The sequence below is a fragment of the Nonomuraea purpurea genome, from assembly GCF_042650645.1.
GTDB classification, from domain to species: domain Bacteria; phylum Actinomycetota; class Actinomycetes; order Streptosporangiales; family Streptosporangiaceae; genus Nonomuraea; species Nonomuraea purpurea.
Genome location: NZ_JBHSBI010000001.1, coordinates 299546 through 319018, shown reverse-complemented (window position 1 = coordinate 319018; position 19473 = coordinate 299546). Strand labels below are relative to the sequence as shown.

General features: G+C 71.3%; 17 protein-coding genes. 11 read left to right on the top strand and 6 right to left on the bottom strand.

Annotation, left to right across the window (positions count from 1 at the left end; genetic code table 11):
- Positions 1 to 103 precede the first annotated feature (103 nt).
- The 5 genes from ACFOY2_RS01450 to ACFOY2_RS01430 all read left to right on the top strand — a co-directional run bounded on the left by ACFOY2_RS01450 (position 104) and on the right by ACFOY2_RS01430 (position 6666).
- The gene (locus ACFOY2_RS01450) at positions 104 to 1837 is read left to right on the top strand and encodes an ankyrin repeat domain-containing protein (RefSeq protein ID WP_379526036.1); all 1734 of its coding nucleotides are present in this window, start codon (positions 104 to 106) and stop codon (positions 1835 to 1837) included.
- Entirely contained in the window at positions 1834 to 3552 is a 1719-nt protein-coding gene (locus ACFOY2_RS01445) for an ankyrin repeat domain-containing protein (RefSeq protein WP_379526035.1), read from the top strand. The genes ACFOY2_RS01450 and ACFOY2_RS01445 overlap by 4 nt, the downstream gene beginning before the upstream one ends.
- On the top strand, positions 3549 to 4751 hold the full coding sequence (locus ACFOY2_RS01440) for an AAA family ATPase (RefSeq protein WP_379526034.1): 1203 nt from the start codon (positions 3549 to 3551) through the stop codon (positions 4749 to 4751). Before ACFOY2_RS01445 ends, ACFOY2_RS01440 begins: the two co-directional genes overlap by 4 nt.
- A gap of 3 nt (positions 4752 to 4754) precedes the next feature.
- On the top strand, positions 4755 to 5939 hold the full coding sequence (locus tag ACFOY2_RS01435) for a vWA domain-containing protein (protein ID WP_379526033.1): 1185 nt from the start codon (positions 4755 to 4757) through the stop codon (positions 5937 to 5939).
- A gap of 97 nt (positions 5940 to 6036) precedes the next feature.
- Complete coding sequence (locus ACFOY2_RS01430) at positions 6037 to 6666, top strand: hypothetical protein (protein WP_379526032.1); 630 nt, start codon at positions 6037 to 6039, stop codon at positions 6664 to 6666.
- A gap of 14 nt (positions 6667 to 6680) precedes the next feature.
- On the opposite strand, the gene ACFOY2_RS01425 is transcribed toward ACFOY2_RS01430, so the two are convergent.
- The 4 genes from ACFOY2_RS01425 to ACFOY2_RS01410 all read right to left on the bottom strand — a co-directional run bounded on the left by ACFOY2_RS01425 (position 6681) and on the right by ACFOY2_RS01410 (position 11909).
- The gene (locus tag ACFOY2_RS01425; protein ID WP_379526031.1) at positions 6681 to 7088 is read right to left on the bottom strand and encodes a PIN domain-containing protein; all 408 of its coding nucleotides are present in this window, start codon (positions 7086 to 7088) and stop codon (positions 6681 to 6683) included.
- The gene (locus ACFOY2_RS01420; protein ID WP_357818348.1) at positions 7073 to 7333 is read right to left on the bottom strand and encodes a type II toxin-antitoxin system Phd/YefM family antitoxin; all 261 of its coding nucleotides are present in this window, start codon (positions 7331 to 7333) and stop codon (positions 7073 to 7075) included. The genes ACFOY2_RS01425 and ACFOY2_RS01420 overlap by 16 nt, the downstream gene beginning before the upstream one ends.
- 62 nt (positions 7334 to 7395) lie before the next feature.
- The gene (locus ACFOY2_RS01415) at positions 7396 to 8535 is read right to left on the bottom strand and encodes an acyl-CoA dehydrogenase family protein (RefSeq protein ID WP_379526030.1); all 1140 of its coding nucleotides are present in this window, start codon (positions 8533 to 8535) and stop codon (positions 7396 to 7398) included.
- Positions 8532 to 11909 carry an indolepyruvate ferredoxin oxidoreductase family protein gene (locus tag ACFOY2_RS01410; protein WP_379526029.1) on the bottom strand — a complete coding sequence of 1126 codons (3378 nt, stop codon included), beginning with the start codon at positions 11907 to 11909 and terminating at the stop codon, positions 8532 to 8534. The genes ACFOY2_RS01415 and ACFOY2_RS01410 overlap by 4 nt, the downstream gene beginning before the upstream one ends.
- A 158-nt stretch (positions 11910 to 12067) precedes the next feature.
- Between ACFOY2_RS01410 and ACFOY2_RS01405 the strand changes: the two genes are divergently transcribed.
- Positions 12068 to 12526, top strand: a complete 459-nt coding sequence (locus ACFOY2_RS01405) for an Lrp/AsnC family transcriptional regulator (protein ID WP_379526028.1) — start codon at positions 12068 to 12070, stop codon at positions 12524 to 12526.
- A gap of 25 nt (positions 12527 to 12551) precedes the next feature.
- Here ACFOY2_RS01405 and ACFOY2_RS01400 read toward each other — a convergent pair whose 3' ends face one another.
- Positions 12552 to 13691, bottom strand: coding sequence for a hypothetical protein (locus ACFOY2_RS01400; RefSeq protein WP_379526027.1), 1140 nt, complete (start codon positions 13689 to 13691; stop codon positions 12552 to 12554).
- A gap of 194 nt (positions 13692 to 13885) precedes the next feature.
- Here ACFOY2_RS01400 and ACFOY2_RS01395 point away from each other — a divergent pair, with 194 nt between their 5' ends.
- Entirely contained in the window at positions 13886 to 14230 is a 345-nt protein-coding gene (locus ACFOY2_RS01395) for a VOC family protein (RefSeq protein ID WP_379526026.1), read from the top strand.
- An 81-nt stretch (positions 14231 to 14311) separates the two neighbouring features.
- Here ACFOY2_RS01395 and ACFOY2_RS01390 read toward each other — a convergent pair whose 3' ends face one another.
- The gene (locus ACFOY2_RS01390) at positions 14312 to 15259 is read right to left on the bottom strand and encodes an oxidoreductase (protein ID WP_379526025.1); all 948 of its coding nucleotides are present in this window, start codon (positions 15257 to 15259) and stop codon (positions 14312 to 14314) included.
- Between the two features lie 101 nt (positions 15260 to 15360).
- Between ACFOY2_RS01390 and ACFOY2_RS01385 the strand changes: the two genes are divergently transcribed.
- From ACFOY2_RS01385 to ACFOY2_RS01370, 4 genes are all read left to right on the top strand, one after another.
- Positions 15361 to 15969, top strand: coding sequence for a TetR/AcrR family transcriptional regulator (locus ACFOY2_RS01385; protein ID WP_379526024.1), 609 nt, complete (start codon positions 15361 to 15363; stop codon positions 15967 to 15969).
- 381 nt (positions 15970 to 16350) lie between these two features.
- On the top strand, positions 16351 to 17169 hold the full coding sequence (locus ACFOY2_RS01380) for a class I SAM-dependent methyltransferase (RefSeq protein ID WP_379526023.1): 819 nt from the start codon (positions 16351 to 16353) through the stop codon (positions 17167 to 17169).
- A 186-nt stretch (positions 17170 to 17355) separates the two neighbouring features.
- The gene (locus tag ACFOY2_RS01375; protein ID WP_379526022.1) at positions 17356 to 18042 is read left to right on the top strand and encodes an adenylate kinase family protein; all 687 of its coding nucleotides are present in this window, start codon (positions 17356 to 17358) and stop codon (positions 18040 to 18042) included.
- Between the two features lie 72 nt (positions 18043 to 18114).
- Complete coding sequence (locus ACFOY2_RS01370) at positions 18115 to 19362, top strand: C39 family peptidase (protein WP_379526021.1); 1248 nt, start codon at positions 18115 to 18117, stop codon at positions 19360 to 19362.
- The last annotated feature ends 111 nt before the right edge of the window (positions 19363 to 19473 follow it).

Sequence of the window (19473 nt, the reverse complement as noted above, 5' to 3'; positions counted from 1 at the left end):
GCCCCCACCGGCCGGTCTGCCACCTCATGCGCCGTCCCGTTCGTATCCGCCGCACGAGGCGTCCCGGTTACGGCGGATCCGGCGGTACGCGGTGCCCCCGTGGATGATCGATCAGGCGAGCGAACGACGGCTCGCCGGCGACTGGCGTGGCGCCTGCGCCGCCGCCAACGTCGATGTCACCTTCGACCTGGCCGACATCGCGAACGCGCACGGCGACGCCGTCGCCACGGCGCTCGAGGACGACCTGCGCAACTTCGCCCCGGACCTGCTGCGCTGGCACCTGCCCCGCCTGGACCGCGGGCGCACGACGATCGTGCCCGATCAGGTGATGGTCCTGGGGCGGCCGGGTGGGGCCTCAGACGCCCCGTACCTGTACCTCCGGACGCCCCGCTGGATGGCCCACGGCCCGCAGCGGCTGCGCCTGCACGTCGGGCCGGTTCCCCACCAGGACACCTATCTGGAGACCGACTGGGCCTACTGCGCGTTCTGGCGCGACGTCGTCCAGGACTGGAGCTCCTCGCGTCACCTGTGGGATGTGCGCCATGCCGACGATCTGCGTGAACGCTGCGGCGGCGACAAGGCTCGGGCTCCGTTCTTCCACGGCGACGGCACACCGCGCAGGGTGGATGAGCTTCCCACGGCCGACCCTGGCCGCGCCGACCCGGCGTCGCGCACCGAGTGGGTCACGCTGCTGCACGAACGCGGTGAGGTCGAAGCGGCGTTAGCGGCCGCCGGCATCGATCTGGACGCCGCGCCGCTCGAGGTCGATCCCTATTACGAGGTGAATCGCGTTGATCCGCTCGACGTCCTCGCGCGGATGCCCCTCGCCTTGACCCGCGTGGAGGCGGAGATCCGTCGCCTTGCGGCCTCAGGGGGAACCGGCCGGTTCTGGCTTCCCTACCGGCAGTACGCGGCGCTCCTCTTCGAGGCCGGCGGATCGGATGCGGGTCTGCGCGTCCGAGTCGTTCCCTTCGAGATGGGCTCGGAGCCCGCGGACACGGTGCTTCCCGAAGCGTGCTGGCGCCGCCTGCCCGACCTTGACCTGCTGCGGGACGGCTATCCGCCGGAGCGGCTCCATCCGCTCGTACGCGAGGCCCTGTTCCCGAGCCGGGCCGTGCACGGCGTTCCTGCGGGGCCGTCCGACCCGGAACTCCCGAAACCGGCCCGGATCCGCTGCCGTGGCGAGTGGCACGAGGTGTCCTTCCGTGACGGCGTCCTGCACATCCCGCACAGCGCGCAGGAGCAGCAGCGGGAGGGCGCCATGCGGGCGTTCGGGGGCGCGATCGCCGGATGCTTCGCCGTACGGCACACGTGGACGTCCGGAACAGGACGGCTGCCCAAGGCCCTGCGCGAGCAGCGAGGGGAGCTGTTCTCGCGGGTCCAGCACGGCGACCTCCCGGGGGTCCTGCGACTGCTGGACGCCGGCGTGGATCCACGCGTCCGTGATGGCCGACGGCGCACCCTGCTCCACATGCTGCACCTGCTCGATCCCGGCGTCGATCCGAGGGTGCACGGCCCTCGAAGGCGCGAGGCGGCCCACCGGCTGCGGCACCTCGACCATGATGGTCTGCTCGGGCGGCTCCTGGCGGTGGGCCTGGACATCGATGCCAGGGATGAGGACCAGCGCACGCCGCTGTTCTCCGCGATCTGCGGGGACGGTTCTGTGGCGCTCGTCCATGCACTGCTCACCGCAGGGGCGCGGATCGACCTGACCGGCGAGATCCACGGCGAGCCCGTCTCGCTCTACCGCCTGATCGCCTGGCGCGATCGCGATGACCTGGACTTCATCACGGATCGGATCGAACGCGAGCATCCGGAACTCGCCGAGGAGGAGTGAACGCCGTCAGCACGCCAGCAGCGCCGCGCCGCACGCCGTCCTACCCACCGGACGAGGCGTCGAGCCGACGGCGGATCCTGCGGTACGCCGTCCCTCGGTGGATGATCGAGCGGGCCACCGAGCGACGTCTCGACGGAGACTGGCGCGGCGCCTGTGCCGCCGCGAACGTCGACGTCGCCTTCGACCTGGCCGACATCGCCCGCGAGCATGGCGGCGCCGTCGCGGCCGCTGTCGAGGACGACCTCCGCCATTTCGCGCCGGACCTGCTGCGCTGGCATCTGCCGCGTGTCCTGACGGGACGTACGACGATCCGCACCGACCTGACGGTGACATTGAGCGGTTACCCGGGTGCGGCCAAGGCCACGCAGTATCTGCACGTCACCACGCCCGGCATGGTAGACGGGCCGCAGCGGCTACTCCTGTGCTTCGGCCGGATCGACCATGCCGTCAGCTCTCGCAATCATTGGCGCCTCCTCCACAACTGGACCATGCTGCGGCATCTGTGGGATGTGCGGCACACCGGTGCGCTGCTGGAACGCCATGGTGGCGAAAACCGGCCGCCGTTCTTCAACGCGGACGGGACCCTGCGCGCCGCCGGGGAACTGCCCACGGCCGACCCCGGTCCCGCCGACCCGCCGACCCGCGCCGAATGGGTGACCCTGCTGCATGAGCAAGGGGAAGTCGAGGCGGCGCTCGCCGCGGCGGGAATCGCGCTGGATCCGTCACCGCTCAAGCCCCGCTGGGGCGCCCCGATCGATCCGTTGACTGTCCTGGAGAAACTGCCGCTGGCGCTGACCAGGCTCGAGCCGGAGATCCGGCTGCTCATCCGCGAGGGCTTCGGGCGTCGCTTCCAGATTCCGCATTCCTGGAACAGTTCCCTGCTGCTCGAAGGCAGCAAACGCGGCAACGAACTGCGGATCCGGATCATCGACCCCAAAGAGATCTCCGGCACCCCGATGCTGCCCGAGGCGTGCTGGCGGCGGCTGCCGGACCTCGACGCACTCCGGCATGGCGACGAGGACCCGGACCGGCTGCATCCGCTGGTCCGGGACGCGCTCTTCCCGCTGCGTGAGGACCCCGCCGATCCGGTCGGACCGCCGGACCCGCGGCTCCCGTCCCCGGTTCGGGTGCGCTGCCGCGGCGAGTGGCACGAGGTGTGCTTCCAGGACGGCGCGCTGCGGATGCCGCACAGCGCGGACGAGCATCGGCGAGAGCAGGCGATGCGGGCGTTCGGCGGCGCGGTCGCCGGTTGCTTCGCCGTGGCGCAGGCGGTGTCCTCCGGCGAAGGCCGGCTGCCGAAGGCCCTGCGCGAGCAGCGGCGGGAGCTGTACAGCCGCGCCCAGCACGGTGACACGCCGGGAGTGCTCAGGCTTCTCGACGCCGGGGTCGACCCGCGCTTGCGTGACGGCCGGCGCCGCACGCTCCTGCACGCGCTGATCCACCTGGACCACGAGGTCCTGCTGCCGCGCCTGCTGACGGCCGGGGTCGATCTCGAGGCCGTGGACCACAACCGGCGCACGGCGCTGCACGTGGCGGTCGGAGACAACGGTTCCGTCGCGCTGGTACGGGCGCTGCTGGCCGCCGGAGCGAACCCCGACGTCGCCGACGACATGAGCCAGTCGCTCTCTCAGCTCATCCGCTCCCACAAGCGCACCGACCTGGACTTCCTCCTGGCCCTGCTGGACCGGGACCCGCAGAAGAACGAGGAACAGTGAACGTCACCGACGAGGACTTCGCACCGGATCCGCTGGCCGCGGCCGACGAACTGGTCCGCAGGCTCGGCTCCCAGCGGACGGAGCCGGCCGCGAACCCGCAGCTGGAGGCGCTGTCGCTCGCGGTGTCGGCGAACCTCCCCGTGCTGTTGTGGGGCGAGCCGGGGATCGGCAAGTCCGCCGGCCTCCAGCAGTTGGCCGCCGGGCTCGGCGTCCCGCTGGAGACGGTGATCGCGAGCGTGCACGAGCCCTCCGACTTCGCCGGTCTTCCGATCATCGGTGACGATCCGGCCACCACCGGGGTGCCGATGGCCCCACCGGACTGGGCAGTGCGGCTGGCTGCGGCCGGGCGCGGCGTCCTGTTCCTCGACGAGCTGTCCTCCGCTCCCCCTGCCGTCCAGGCGGCGCTGCTGCGGGTCGTCCTCGAACGCCGGGTCGGCAGCCTGCCGCTCCCGGAGCCGGTCCGTGTGGTCGCCGCCGCCAACCCGCCGTCCAGCGCCGCGGACGGCTGGCACCTCAGCCCGCCGCTGGCGAACCGGTTCGTCCACCTGCAGTGGACGCACGACCCGCGGACGGTCGCACGAGGCATGGCAGGAACCTGGCCGGCCGCGCCGCTGCCGCTCGTCGACCCGGCCCGGGTGCCCAGCGCGGTCGCGCGCGCCCGCGGGGTGGTCTCCGGGTTCCTCACCGCACGGCCAGGCCTGGCCCACCACCTGCCCGGCGACGCGGAGAGCCGGGGCCATGCCTGGCCGTCGCCGCGTACCTGGGAGATGGCGCTGCGCCTGCTGGCGGTCGGGTACGCCGCCGGCTCCGACCAGAAGGCGGTCGCGGCCGCGGTGATCGGCGCGGTGGGCGACGGCGCGGGCCTGGAGCTGCTGGCCTACCTCGAACAGCTCGACCTGCCCGACCCGGACCGCGTTCTGGCCAATCCGGACGCCTTCGCACTACCGGAGAGAGGCGACCGGCAGCTCGCCTTCCTGACGGCCGTCGTCTCAGCCGTGCAGAGCGACCTCACGCGGCGGCGCTGGGAGGCCGGCTGGGCGGTGCTGGCCAAGGCCGTCGACGCCGGCGTACCCGACGTCGCGGCCCGGGCCGCCGCGGATCTCGCGGCCCTGCGCGACACCGACTGGCCGGTGCCGAGCGGCATCGACGCCTTCCTCGATCTGCTCCAGCTGTCCGGCGCGCTGCCGAGCACCGTCTGACCCATGGCCGAATTCGACCAGGTCAAGTTGCTCGCCGCGCGGTACCGTGCCGCGAGCGACCGGCCGTACCTCGCCTCCGCGCTCTACTCGCTGACGGTCGTGCCGAGCAGCGGCGTGCCGACGATGGCCGTCGACCGGCACTGGCGGTGCTACGTGTCACCGGCGTTCGTCGCGGCGACGTCCGTTCCCGAACTCGCGGGCGTATGGATCCACGAGCTGGCTCACGTGCTGCGCGACCACCACGGCCGTGCGGACCGGCTACCGGCCACCGACCAGCGTGACCGGTTGCGCGTGAACGTCGCCCAGGACTGCGAGATCAACGATGACCTGCTCGCCGACGGCCTGGCACTGCCGGAAGGCCGGGTGGAACCCGGCACCTTCGGGCTGACGACCGGACGGCTGTTCGAGGAGTATCTCCCGCACCTGCCGCCGTCCGCCGTCTGCTCCGACTGCGGCTCCGGCGCCCACGGCGCACCAGGTGACTGGGAGATCACCGGCGACGGCGGGCCGGGCGGCGTCAGCACGGTCGAGGCCGAGGCTCTGCGCCGGCACACCGCCGAGGCGATGCGCGCCCACCGGCGCAACCGCGGCAGCCTCCCGGGCGGCTGGCAACGCTGGGCGGAGCAGATCCTGGAACCGACGGTCGACTGGCGCCGCGTGCTCGCGGGCGCCGTACGGGAGGCGGTCGCCTGGGCCGCCGGGGCCGTCGACTACACCTACCACCGCCCGTCCCGCCGCACCGCCGCACTGCGCGGCGTCGTGCTGCCGAGCCTGCGCCGGCCACTGCCGGTCGTCGCGATCGTCATCGACACCTCGGGGTCCATGGGCGAGGACGACCTCGCGGCGGCCCTCGCCGAGGTCACCGGCGTACTGCGGGAGGTCGGCGTCGGCGGTAATCGGGTCACGGTGCTCGCCTGCGATGCCGACGTGCAGACCGCTGCTCGGGTGACGTCCGCGCAGCAGGTGAATCTCGCCGGTGGGGGCGGCACCGACATGCGGGTCGGCATCAGGGCGGCCCTCGCCCTGCCCGAACGGCCCGGCGTCGTGATCGTGCTGACCGATGGCTTCACTCCGTGGCCCGAGGCGCCGTCGTCGTCCCGCCTCATCGCCGCGCTCATTGGCGCGGACCCGCCGCCCCCGCCCGCCTGGGTCGAAGCCATCCGCATTCCCCGAACCGCTGACGCGTGATACGCCCGCTGCTGCGCGGCTGCCACTGTCGCGACCTCGAGGGTGCGCTGCCTCGCACCGGAAAATCGGAGTGCGTCGGGGACACGGTCGGTGTTGCATGGATCAGATGATCGACGAACCGCTGGAACGGCTCCGTACCGCCGCACGACGCACCCGCGAATTGGCTCGAAATCGGACAGCCACCGGCCTGGGCCACGAGGATGCCGACGACGACGTCGGCACGATCAACACCGACGCCGCCCTCGGGTTCGACCCCTTCCCTTTGCTCGAAGCCTTCCACCGAAACGGCGTCCGGGTTGTGGTCATCGGGCAAGTCGCCGGCATCATGCATGGATCCACCGAACTGACCGGCGATCTTGACCTGCTCTGGGACGGCACGCCGGCCCACGCCCCAGCACTGGCAGCCGCCTTCGACTCCGTCAATGCCCAGCTCACTGACGAATCGGGCAGCCTCGTGGCACCTCACCCGGATGTCCTGCTCCGCCCCAAGGCCCCATTCACCTCGCTCGGAGCCAGCGGCGATTGCTGCACCCCGGCACTGCCCTGGGGAACCCTCCCAGTCCGGGAGTTTCTCGACCGTGCGATCACCGCAGTCGACCCGGACGGGCTGGAAGTTCACTACGTCTCCCGCGAAGATCTGATCCGGATGCGCCGTGTCATAGGCCGCCCCAAGGACCTCCGCAGAGCGGACGAACTGGACTCTCTACCCGCCGCCAAGGGCCGATAGAAGAGCGTCGAAGGTCAGCGGGGAACCACCTGAGCGCGGACGCCAGGGAGACCGTCGAATGCGGCCGAGGCATCCATCGTGATCACTGTTCTGGCCGTGGTTGCGGCCGTCGCCGCGATCAGCAGATCGTACGCGCCTCGCGGCTTACCTTCTCGTCGGACATGCGCCATGAGCCGAGCGTGAACTCTGGCGACGTCTGTCGTGTACTCCTCGACGGGAATCAAGGCCAGGACGTCATCCACAAAGGCCTGTCGATTGGGGCGTCGGGCCACATCGGCCATCTCCACGCCGACGAGGAGTTCAGCCACGGTGATCGCCGCAATCGCCACATCATCGGCGTCCTCGATCACCGTGTCCACGGACGTCCTGCCTCGCTCAGCGGCGATGAGTACGCCCGTGTCCAGGATCAGGCGTCGGGCCACGTGCCCCTCATCTCATCAGTGACGGACTCGCGGGCCGCCGCGACATCAGCCTCGAAATCCGCGTCCAGTGTCCCGGCACTTCTGGCCAGAAACGCCTTGACCATACGTCCCGGCGCAGTGGGCGCAGGGCCGATCACGGCGATTTGCCTCCCACCACGAGTCACCACGATCGTTTCCCCGCGCTCCGCCTCGTCAAGGACGGTCGCGAAGCTCCGAGACGCCTCGGTGGCAGTCATCACCTTCATAGAATCAGATTATCTGATTCGGCGGTGCCCGCGTACCGCGGACGGGTTTCGCAGGTCAGAGACTACTTGGCCAGGTGCCTACTGATCACCAGGCGCTGGATCTGGTTGGTGCCCTCGAAGATCTGCATGATCTTGGCCTCGCGCATGTAGCGCTCCACCCGGAACTCCCGCGTGTACCCGTACCCCCCGAACACCTGCACCGCGTCCGTCGTCACTTTCATGGCCGCGTCGGTGGCGACCAGCTTGGCGACGCTGGCCTGACGGCTGTAGGGCAGGCCGGCGTCGCGGCGGCGGGCGGCGTCGAGGTAGGTGGCCCGCGCGCTGTCGACCCCGGCGGCCATGTCGGCGAGCAGGAAGCCGAGCCCCTGGTGGTCGATGATGCGCTTGCCGAACGTCTTGCGTTCCTTCGCGTAGGCCACGGCCTCGTCGAGGGCGGCCTGGGCGAGGCCGGTGGCGCAGGCGGCGATGCCGAGCCGGCCGGAGTCGAGGGCGCTGAAGGCGATCTGCAGCCCCTGCCCCTCCTCGCCGATCAGCCGGTCGGCGTCGAGGATCGCGCCGTCCCAGTGGGCGCTGGTCGTCGGTATGGCGTGCAGCCCCATCTTCTCCTCCGGCCGCCCGAACGTCAGCCCGTCGGCCGCCCCGGGGGCCAGGAAGCAGGAGATGCCTCGCGAACCCTCGCCGGTGCGGACGAACAGGGCGTAGAAGTCGGCGATGCCGCCGTGGGTGATCCACGCCTTGTTGCCGGTGATCCGGTATCCGTTCTCGACCCGCTCCGCCTTGCAGGTCAGGGCCCCGGCGTCGGATCCGGCCTGCGGCTCCGACAGGCTGTAGCCGCCGATCAGGCGCCCGGCCAGCAGGTCGGGCAGCCACCGCTCCCGCTGCTCGGCGGTGCCGTAGGCGGCCACGGGGAAGCAGGCGAGGGTGTGCACGCTGGTCGCGACCGCGACGGAGGCCCACCGCATCGCCAGCTCCTCGATCACCTGCAGATACACCTCGTACGGCTGCCCGCCGCCCCCGAACTCCTCCGGGTACGGCAGACCGAGCAGCCCCGCCGCGCCCAGCGTGGCGAACAGCCCCTCCGGGTAGGTCTCCGCTCGCTCGTGCTCGTCGACCCGCCGCGCCAGCTCCTTGTCGGCGATGTCGCGGGTCAGCTCGATGAGGTCCTCGGCGTCCTGGCCGGGCAGCAGGCGGTCGACGGTCACGGTGCCTCCAAGCGTGAGACGGGCTCGCCCAGCCCCGTCAGGGCGGTCCCGGCGCGGTCGCGGAATTCGGCGACCCGGGCGAGCTTGATGTCCTCATACCCTCGGACGAGTTCCGGCAGGCCCGCGATCTCCGCGACGGCGTCGGCGCTCTCGGGGGTGAGGCGGGTCAGGGCGGCACGCATGAGATCACGGTACTCGGGGACGAGCGCGCGCTCGACCCGCCGGACCTCGGCCCGGCCGAACACGTCGAACGCGGTGCCGCGCAGCACCCGCGCGGCCCGCAGCCCGCGGAACAGCGGCCCGGCGAAGCGGCCTACCTTGATCTTGCCTTTCATGCCCATCGCGCGCAGCAGCGGCGGGTGCAGCAGCACCGACACGACCGCGTCCGCGCCGAACTCGTGCTCCCGTCTGGCCCGCTCGGCCGGGTCGAGGTGGAGGCGGGCGACCTCGTACTCGTCCTTGTAGGCCATGAGCTTGTGCAGGCCGCGGGCGTAGGCGAGGGCGATCCGCGCGCCCGCCTCCGCGCCGGCGCGCTCGGCGGCGAGGTCGGCGACGCGGCGCACGTCCTCGGCGTATGTACGGGCGTAGTCGGCGTTCTGGTAGCCGGTGAGGTCGGCGACGTGGGCGGCCACCACCTCGTCCAGCCCGGCGGGCTCCGGCTGCACAGGGTCCGCAGAGCCCGGGTCCGCCACCGTACTAACTGCGGCCGGGTCCGCCGCGGCGGAGCGGCCCCAGCGGAAGGCGGCCAGGTTGCGCTCGACGGCGGCCCCGTTGAGCGCGATGGCCCGCTCGATCGAGGCGGAGGTCACCGGGAGCAGGCCGTGCTGGTAGGCGGCGCCGAGGAGCAGCAGGTTCGCCGGCATGTGATCGCCGAACAGGCGCTCGGCCAGCTCGTGCGCGTCCAGGCACACGACGGACTTGACCGCGGATTCCACGCGGGCGACCGCGGCAGCGTGGCCGGGCACGGGCAGGCGGCCGGTCACCATGGCGGCGGTGGGGACGACGGAGGTGTTGAGCACGGCGGCGGTCCGTTCGGGCGCGACGACGGCCAGGTTGGCCTCGCCGGCCGCCCCGAGCAGGTCGAACCCGATGAGCACGTCGGCGCTGCGCTGCGAGGCGCGGACGGAGCCCTCGATCGGCCGCGGCGAGATCCGCACGTCGCTGACCACGGGCCCGCCCTTCTGAGCCAGCCCGGTCTGCTCCAGCCCGGCCGCGTACAGCCCGTCGAGGTGGGCGGCCATCTGCAGGATCTGGGAGACGGTGACGACGCCGGTGCCGCCGATGCCGGGCATCCTGATCAGGGCCTCGGCGGGCCGCGTGGTGGGCTCGGGGGCCGTGGCGGGCGCGGGCGGCGCCTGGCGGGCGGGTTTGGTTCCCGGCTCGACCAGCAGGAACGAGGGGCAGTCGCCCTTGAGGCAGCTCAGGTCGGAGTTGCATGAGGGCTGGTGGATGCGGGTCTTGCGTCCGTACTCGGTCTCGACCGGCTGCACGGACAGGCACGTCGAGACGTCGCCGCAGTCGCCGCAGCCCTCGCACACCCGCTCGTTGATCACGACCTTTTGCAGAGGCGTGGGCAGTTTGCCGCGTTTGCGCAGCCTCCTTTCCTCGGCAGCGCACCGGTCGTCGTGGATCAGCACGGTCACGCCGCCGACGGCGGCCAGCTCCTTCTCGACCTCGGGCAGGTCGTCGCGGTGGCGCACGGACGCGTTCGCCGCCAGCCGCACGCCCCGGTACGTCTGTGGCTCCGGCGTCGTCACCACGATCCGGCGCACGCCCTCCAGCGCCAGCTCGTGCGTCAGCGCGGGCACGTCCAGCCTGCCCTCCGCGCGCTGCCCGCCGGTCATGGCGACGGCGTCGTTGTAGAGCAGCTTGTACGTCATCGACACCCCGGCGGCCACGGCGGCCCTGATCGCCAGGGAGCCGGAGTGGTGGTAGGTGCCGTCGCCGAGGTTCTGGGTGAAGTGCCGGTCGTCCGTGAACGGCGACAGCCCGATCCACTGGGCGCCCTCGCCGCCCATCTGCGTGATGCCGACCTGGGTGCCGCGCCCGTGCCCGTCCAGCGCGATCATGGCGTGGCAGCCGATGCCGACGCCGACCAGCCTCTCGTCGGAGGTGCGGGTGGAGGTGTTGTGCGGGCAGCCCGAGCAGAAGTATGGGGTGCGCGCGGCGACGATCGGCAGCGAGCGGTTCGGCCGGGCCTTCTCGGGCGGCTTCAGCCCCAGGCAGGTGGCGACGGCCCTGGCCACGTCCTCCGCGCCCAGGGTGCCGCGGGCGGTCAGCAGTTCGCGGCCCACGACCTGCGGGGGGTTCGCGGCGCCGTACAGCGCCTGCTTGAGCTGGCCTTCCAGGAACGGGACCTTGTCCTCGACCACCAGCACCCGCTCCAGGTCGGAGGTCATGGCGGCCAGGTCATCGGGGGCCAGCGGGAACGGCATCGCGAGCCTGATCAGCCGCAGCCCGAGGTCGTCCATCGCCGCCTCGTCCAGGCCCAGGTCGGCCAGGGCCCGCTGGACCACCGCGTAGGCGGTGCCGGAGGCGAGGATGCCGGTGGTGGCCCTGCCGGAACCGAACATGACGCGGTTGAGCCCGTGGGCGCGGGCGTACTCGCGGGCCAGGTCGAGGCGGCGGGTGAGCATGTCGTGCTCGGCGTCCAGCGCGGCCGCGCCGAGCAGGACGGGCGGCTGCCGGCCGTCGTCGCGTCGCGGGGTGGGGACGTCCTTGGCCAGGGCGTCGAGGTCGACGGTCGCGGAGGCGTCGGCGACGTCCGCGACGATCTTCAGCCCGACCCAGAGCCCGCTGGCCCTGGACATGGCGACCGCGTGCAGGCCGAACTCGATGACCTCCGCGACCGAGCCGGGCGCGAGCAGCGGCATCGACAGGCTCTGGCACATCGGCTCGCACGAGCTCGGCAGGGTGGAGGACTTGCAGCCGGGGTCGTCGCCGATCCACGCCACCGCGCCGCCGAGTGCCGCGGTGCCCGACGCGTTGGCGTGCCTGATGGCGTCGGCGGCCCGGTCGAGGCCCGGGTTCTTGCCGTACCAGAAGCCGGTCACGCCCTCGTGGCGGCGGCCGGGAACCTGGCCGAGCAGTTGCGTGCCCGCCACCGCCGTCGCCGCCAGTTCTTCGTTCACCCCCGGCCGGAACTGCACGCCGGCCTCCCGCAGGAACCTTTCCGCGCGGCCCATCTCCAGGTCGACGCCCGCCAGCGGCGAGCCCTGATAGCCGGAGACGAACGCCCGCGTGTCAAGCCCGCGCCGCTCGTCCAGGCGGCGCTGCTCCAGCGTCAGGCGGACCAGGGCCTGGACGCCCGAGATGAGCACCGCCCCGTCGAGTGCCGTGTACTTGTCGTCGAGCGACACCGGGTCGAGGCTCACGATACCTCCTGGACTGTCCGTACGTGTGATTCTCAGCACAGCAACGCGGGCACGATATGCGCAAGTATCAGAAGAAAGATGCGGCCAAAGACGCAAACATTTTGAGGAGCTCGGGCTGTCTGAGCGTAGTTCTTTGCGCCCGATAGAGAGGTTCTCGCATGCCTGACATGGACGACATCGATCACCACGTGCTGCGACTGCTGCGGGAGGACGGGCGCAGGACGTTCTCGGAGATGGCCGAAACGATCGGGCTGTCCGTGGCGGCCGTCAAGCGGCGGGTGGACCGGCTGCGGGAACTCGGCGTGATCACCGGGTTCACCGTGCAGATCGACTACGGCAAGCTCGGGTGGGGCATCGAGGCGTTCACGGAGCTGCGCTACCCCGGCACGACGCCGGTCGCGGAGATCGTCAGGACCGCCACGGAGGTGCCCGAGGTGCAGGCGGTGTTCACGATCGCGGGCGATCCCGACGCGCTGATCCACGTACGGGTGCGCGACCTCGGGCATCTGCAGCAGGTCATCGATCGGTTGCGTCGCGCCGGGGACGTGACGGGGACGAAGACGCTGCTGGTGCTCGGCTCGTGGACCCGGGAGGCGCTGACGCCCCGTACGCGCTGAGCTCCTTCGAGCCGGGAACAAACCCTTATCGCCGCTTTCCCTTTCGGCCTTCGAGCCGGGAGAAGTAGCCCACGAGCAGGCCGATCGACAGGAGCACCGCCACGCCGAGCCCGAGCACCCACATCGGGACGCCGGTGAGCGGCAGGGTGTCGGGCGCCCGCACCGGCTCCCGGCCGGCGGCGGCCAGCGGCTCACGCGGCGCGTTCGGCACCTCTACGGGCACTTCCAGCAGCTCGGCCTCCTGGGTCTCCGGCGTGGGCTCGGGGGTCGGCTCGGCCTCCTGGACGGGGCTCTCCTGCGGGGTGGGGATCGGCTGCACCTCGACGGTGGTCGTGCAGGAGCGGTTGTCGCCGGTGTCGTCCTCGGGACTGGCCGTGTTGACGGTGGCGCAGTCGCTGATCGCGCCCGTGAACGTGAGCGTCCTGCTCTGGTCCGGGGCCAGGGTGCCCAGGGAGCAGGTCAGGGGCTGGCCGTCTCCCGGGCACTCGGACGGGCGGGCGGTGATGCCGCCGGCGGGGTCCCGTACGACGACGTCCACCGCGTCGGACGGCCCGTGGTTGCGGACGGTCAGCGTGTAGGTGACGCCGCTGCCGGCCTGCACCGTGGGCGGCCCCGTCTTGACGATCTCGACGTCCGCCCTGCTCCTGGTCCGGACGGCCAGCTTGCTGGAGTCGCCGGCCGTCCCCGCTGAGGCGGCATCGGCGTGGTTGGTGAGGTTCGTACCGTTGGGCAGCGATGGGGATGCGGTGACCGGGATGTCGTAGGAAACGCTCTGACCTGGGGCGATGGCCGAAGCCTGGCAGGTGAAGGCCCGGGGCGCGCTGCGGGAGCAAGGGGCGGGAAGACGGCCGGGGGTGAGCGCCGGGTCGAGGGTGCCGGTGACGGTGACGTCCTGGGCGTCCTGCTCCCCGGTGTTCGTGACCGTGACGGTGTAGACGGACTCCGCGCCGGCGACCACCGGCTCCGACGAACTGGTCAGGCGCAGGTCAGGTCCTTTCGGAGTAGGGGCCGGGGTGGTGTCCCCGTCGCCCTGACCCCCCAGCGGCGGCCTGGCACTCTGATCCACTGGGGTCGGCGTGGCGCTCTGGTCCACCGGGGTCGGCGAGGCCGTCCACCCGCCCAGCGCGGCGAGCGCGATGACCCCCGCGATCCGGGGCATGCCCATGTCGTCCCCCCCGCCTGAACGTGCTGTGCCTGCTCGACCAGGGGTGATCCTCCTATCGCCAGGCCCACCCGCGGAGACGGCCAAACCGGAACCGAACCCACCCATGGCCGACTCTTTACCTCCGCGCCGGGCACCGATGAGTTTCGGTCGCGGTGGTGGTCTCACCCATGAATCGAAGGGAAGGGGCAGTACCAGTGGATCTGTACAGCGTCGTGTGCGTGCGTGACCGGGCGATATCGCTGAAGTGGTTCGAGGTGTTCTTCGGGCGGCCGGCGGACGAGATCATCGGCGAGGAGTACCTGTGGCAGGTCGGTGAGAACGCGTGGGTTGTCATCGACGACCGGCACGTGCGGTCCTCACGGGCAGGCGGCACCATGATCACGCTCGGTGTGACCGACCTCGACGACATCTTGGCCCGGATGGCCGCGCACGGCATCGAGCACGAACCCGTGGAAACCTACGGCAACGGCGTGCGCCACGTGGACGTCCTCGACCCGGACGGCAACAGCCTGTCGCTCGCGGAGGCACCCACCCCGTGAGCGCGCCGCCACGGGCCGCTTTGGGATGAAACGCCGGCCTCGTCGCCGCCTGCGGCAGCGGCGAGAGGCCATCCGGCGATGTCACCCAGGAGTGGCGGCGGGCAATTCGTAGGTGACGCCGGTCAGGCGTTCGGACAGTTGCCACAGCCGGGCTGCGGTGGCGGTGTCGCGGATGGCGCGCTCGCGCGTGCGGCATGTGGGCTCTCCCCGCAGTTGCAACGCTCCGTCGGGAACGACGTACGTCCCTCCGGGAAGGTCCAGGACGGTCGCCGCGTACAGGGACGTCTTGGCCCCTTCGGGCGTCGGACGGAAGGCGGTGCGCACGAGCAGGCGGGTGACGGCCGCATACAGCGGCCCCCTGCTGCTGTTGGCGCCGCCGGTGAGCACGTTGGTGCGGGTGAGCCCGGGCGCGACGGCCATGCTGCGCAGCTGCAGCCCGGCCACACCCGCTCGACGCTGCAGTTCCATGGCGAAGTAGAGGTTGGCGCGTTTGGACTGCACGTAGGCGAAGGCCGTGCGATAGCGCCGCTCGGCGTCGAGATTGTCCAGGTCGAACCGGGCGAAGCGCTGGCCCTCGCTGCTGACGGTGACCACGCGCGGGTCGGACGCGGCCAGCAGGTGCGGCAGGAGAAGGCCGGTCAGGGCGAAGGTGCCCAGATGGTTGATGCCGAACTGCGACTCGAACCCGTCCGAGGTCACGGCGTACGGCACCATGGCCACCCCGGCGTTGTTGACCAGCAGATCGAGCCGGTCGTGATCCCAGCCCGCCGCGAACTCCCTGATGGAGGCCAGACTGGCCAGATCCACGCGGCGCAGTTCCAGGCGGGCGCCAGGCGCCTCGTCACGCATGCGGCCCAGAGCGGCCCGGCCGCGTTCGGGGTCACGGCAGGCCAGGACGACATGGGCGCCGCGACGCGCGAGTTCGCGGGCCGTGACGTAGCCGATGCCGCTGTTGGCCCCGGTCACCACTGCCACACGTCCGGACTGGTCGGGGATGGCATGAAAGGTCCAGGGTCGTGAATTACGCATGATCGCCACCAAAGGAATGCCGAGCAGAACCTATCGCAACTTCAAGTTGCGATAGGTTCATCCTTGCCCAACACTCGCCCGTATCGCAACTTGGAGTTGCAATGGAGTCGGATCGCCCCCGGCCGATCGGCCGCGGCGCCAAGGTGCGCACCGCCGTTCACGCCGCCACGCTCGCCGAACTCGTGGACAAGGGGTACGCCGCGCTCAGCGTCGAGAACGTCGCGCAGCGCGCCGGGGTCCACAAGACGACGGTCTACCGGCGCTGGAAGGACCGCGAAAGCCTGCTCACCGACGCCCTCACCGAGCACGTGGCGACCGACATCCCGATCCCCGACACCGGCGCGATCGAGACCGACCTGCGGGCCCTGGCCCGTTCCCTCGTCCAGTCGTTCACCAGTCCGGCCGGGCAGGCCATCCTGGCCGCCATGTTCACCGGCGCCGCCCATCTCCCGGAAATCGCCTCGGCCAGGCGGCACGTCTTCCATGACCGGCTCACCAGGGCCACGCCGGTGGTGACCCGGGCCGTCGAACGAGGCGAACTCCCCTCGGGCACCGACCCCGCCGAACTCCTCAAAACCCTCGCCGCGCCCATCTACCTGCGCCTGCTCATCACCGCCGAACCGATCGACGAGGAAACCGCCGACCGGACGGTGCGCATCACCCTCGCCGCCGCACGCTCCGGCGCCCTTCGACCGCCGCAGACGCCATGAAACCGCCTGTTCTCAGGCAGATCTCCGTACGGTGGTCCTTTCCGGACAGCCGGGACCGGCGATAGTGGCGGGATGGTCGAGGGAGACCTTCGATGCTCCTCCAGGCTCCTCGGCTCGCTCGACGGCGAAGCTGAGCGGACTCCGGCTGCCGCCCCGGCGGTGGGCGGATCGAGCCTGTTCCAGGTGCCCGGCCCGCGGGTCGGAGAACATGCAGACCTTGGAGGGCACCAGCCGGATTCTCCCCGGAGCACAGAGGACACTGCTCGGGTGAGGTCTCATGTTCCGCTGGTCATGGCGTTGCTCGGAGGGGTCGGTGTGGCGGGTTCCGCGCTCGACGAACACGGCCCGTTCCCTGGTCCGGCTCGGCGTAGGGTCGGGGCCATGGCAGCTGAGGCCCGCTACGACGACGTCGCCGACTTCTACGCCGACGGTTGGACCGACACGATCGACGACCCGGCGTCGGTGCGGCTGCTCGCTCTGCTGGAGCCGGTGGCGGGCAGGCGGGTTCTGGAGATCGCCTGCGGTCACGGCCGCATCAGCCGCGAGCTCGCCCGCCGAGGCGCCGCAGTTGTGGGTGCCGACATCTCGGCGGCGCTGGTCGGCAAGGCCGTGGACGCCGAACGCGACGACCCGCTCGGCATCCGCTACGTGGTCGCCGACGTGACCCGTCCCGGCTTCCTGACCGCTGCCATCCCCGCGCCCGCCCCGGGCGCACCAGAACCAGCCACCACCACGCCCGAGCTGGGCGCAACGCAACCAGCCGCCCCCGCCGAGCCCGAGCCGAGTGCGTTCGATGTCGTCGTCTGCAGTTTCGGTCTGTCCGACATCGACGACCTCGATGGCGCCGTCGCCACCGCCGCCCGTGCCCTGCGGCCCGGGGGCGTGTTCGTGTGCTCGATTCTCCACCCCTGCTTCCCCGGCGGTCAGGACGTCTCCGGTTCGTGGCCGGGGGACGCCCGTTACCACGCGGAGGGCTGGTGGCGTGCCGACGGCGAGTTGTCGTCCCTGCGCCGCCAGGTTGGCGCCAATCATCGCACCCTGTCGACGTACCTCAACACCTTCCGCCGGCACGGCCTCTGGCTGGATGAGATGGCCGAGCCCGAGCCGGCCCAGGCGTGGGCGGCCACGCGCTCGGACGCCGCGAGGTTTCCGGTGTTCCTGGTCTTGAGGTGTGTCAAGCAGGGGCCGCTGGGACCATAGCGGCGCTGAGTGCGGCCCTCGCGGTGTCCTGGGGCCCGCGCCCGCCGGCACGCCAGACGCGACCGCCGCCGGGAAACGATCGCGGGCCGAGCCGGTCGGCGGTGACCGGGGCGGTCGGGCAGGTAATGAGCGTCAGTGGGATGGTGACGATGCTCAAGAGATGAGATAACCCCCAGGAAGTGGGATATGCGGAAATATGTGATCATGGGCGTTCAGGGCAGCGGAAAGGGCACCCAGAGCGCGTTGCTCGCCAATGACCTCGACCTCGTCCACATCAGCGTCGGCGACATCTTCCGCTGGCACGTCAAGAGCCACACCAAGCTCGGCGCCCAGGTACGCCGGCTGGTCGCGGCGGGCGAGCTGGTCGGCGACGACCTGGTGGAGGAGGTCGTCAAGGACCGGTTGCAGCAGCACGACTGGAACTACGGCTTCATCATCGACGGTTTCCCGCGTAACCGGCGGCAGGCGGAGTTCTTCCTGGAGAGCTACGACATCGACGGGGTGATCCACCTCGACCTGCCCGACGAGGAGGTGCGCAGGCGCGTCCTGGCCCGCCGCCTGTGCTCCCGCTGCGGCATGGACTACAACCTGATCGCCCACCGGCCGGAGGTCGAGGGCCGCTGCGACGTGTGCGGCGGCGAGCTGGTCACCCGGGCGGACGACACCCCCGACGCCCTGGCCAGGCGGCTGCGCGACTACCACACCAAGATCGACCCGGTGGTGGAGCTGTTCAAGGGCAAGGAGTATGTGACGAGCGTCGACGCCCGCGCGGGCAAGGTCTCCGTCCAGCAGACCATCCGGGCCCGCCTGAACCTGCCGCCTTATGAGCCCGCGCCGAGGCCCGACTCCGCCGAGACCCGGACCGATACGTAGATTTCCCGATGCTTTACCCGCCCGCTGTGCCTACCCTCGGCCCCATCCGGCGCCTTCCGAGAAGGTGGGTTCATGCGCGCACTGACGGTGTTCCTGTCGTCCCTCCTCGTGGTTACAACGTTGTCCCCGCCCGCTGGGGCGAAACCGGCGACCAGGGTCGTGCCGGACGTGGTCTACAAACGGGCCGATTTCGCCTCCGGCACGTCCGAGGGCACGAGGGCGGACGGCGGGCTGGCGTTCGGCTCGGCGGCGGGGACCGTCTCCTACACCGACGCGCTCGGCACCAAGACCTGGGAGTACGCCCGCTGGACCGGCCCTGAACAGGCCATCGGCTTCCAGGCGACCGAGCTGATCGCGTCGTGGACCGCGGACGTCCCGCCGGGAAGCTGGATGCAGGTCGAGGCCCGCGCGCGCAACGCCGCGGGGCTGACCAAGTGGTACTCGCTGGGCCGCTGGGCCTATGCCGAGGGCGACATCCGCCGCACGTCGGTGACGGGTCAGGGCGACGCGGACGCCACGGTGAACGTGGACACGCTGGTCGCGGCGGCCGGCAAGCCCATGAGCGCCTACCAGCTTCGCCTGACGCTCTATCGCGCGCCGGGTTCTGCGGTGACGCCGCGCGTGCGTACGTCCGGGGCCATGGCCTCCAACGTGCCCGAGCGTAAGACCGTGCCGGTCAGCCCCGGCGGCGGCGCCTGGGGAAGGGAGCTGAAGGTGCCGCGGCGCTCCCAGAACATCCACGAGGGCCACTACCCCGAGTGGGACGGCGGCGGCGAGGCCTGGTGCAGCCCGACCTCGACCTCCATGATCCTGGGCTACTGGGGCAAGCGGCCGAGCCCGCAGGACACCGCGTGGGTCGATCCGTCCGACCCGAACCCGGAGGTCGACTACGCCGCCCGCTACGTCTACGACCACGCCTACCAGGGGGCGGGCAACTGGCCGTTCAACACCGCCTACGCGGGCCGGTACGGGATGGACGCGTTCATCACCCGGCTGCGCTCGCTGACCGAGCTGGAGCAGCTCATCAAGGCGGGCATCCCGGTCATCACCTCGCAGTCGTTCAAGAAGAGCGAGCTGCCGGGGGCCGGTTACGGGACCAACGGTCACCTGATGGCGATCGTCGGGTTCACGGCCAGCGGCGACGTGATCGCCAACGACCCGGCCTCGTCAAGCAACGCGGCCGTGCGGCACGTCTATCCGCGGGCCGCCTTCGAGAACGTCTGGCTGCGTAGTTCGAGCAGCGGCGGCGTGACGTACGTGATCCACCCGCCCGGCCACGCGCTGCCCGCCACGATCCCCGGTCTGCCCGCCAACTGGTGACCCGTCCGCGGAGCTCGTCCCCTCGACAAGGGTATGAGCTCCGCTATCGACGGCGAACAGCGACCCTGCGTACCCTGGATTCGCGCCTGTCAGCGATCGCCCTTCTCCGTG